This window comes from Stenotrophomonas sp. 05L413 (genome assembly GCF_056397945.1).
This window is the reverse complement of record NZ_JBFTOL010000020.1, coordinates 1-430: the sequence shown is the minus strand read 5'-3', so window position 1 is coordinate 430 and position 430 is coordinate 1. Positions and strand designations below refer to the sequence as shown.

General features: G+C 57.7%; 2 tRNA genes. Both read left to right on the top strand.

From position 1 onward, the window contains the following. Positions 1-5 precede the first annotated feature (5 nt). A tRNA-Leu gene (locus AC1DIQ_RS18970) sits at positions 6-92 on the top strand. A 207-nt stretch (positions 93-299) separates the two neighbouring features. After that, positions 300-386 (top strand) — tRNA-Leu (locus AC1DIQ_RS18965). Positions 387-430 lie beyond the last annotated feature (44 nt).

The following is a 430-nucleotide window of genomic DNA, read 5'->3' as shown; positions in this document are numbered from 1 at the left end:
GAGTCGCCCAGGTGGCGGAATTGGTAGACGCACTAGCTTCAGGTGCTAGCGGGGGCAACTTCGTGGAGGTTCGAGTCCTCTCCTGGGCACCATGACTCAGAAAATGATCAAACCCGCGCAAGCGGGTTTTTTCGTTTCTCCGGTTCGTCAATGCGCGGCTCTGCCCTGCGTAGTGCGTAACGCACGAGGTGCGCGGCATCAACACGACGATGACGCGGCGACTGACGACTGACGAAAAATTTCCCACGCGATCCTGTTGACACCATCACCGTTCTCCCGCAGAATTCTCCTCCTGAGTCGCCCAGGTGGCGGAATTGGTAGACGCACTAGCTTCAGGTGCTAGCGGGGGCAACTTCGTGGAGGTTCGAGTCCTCTCCTGGGCACCATGACTCAGAAAATGATCAAACCATGATCAAACCCGCGCAAGCGG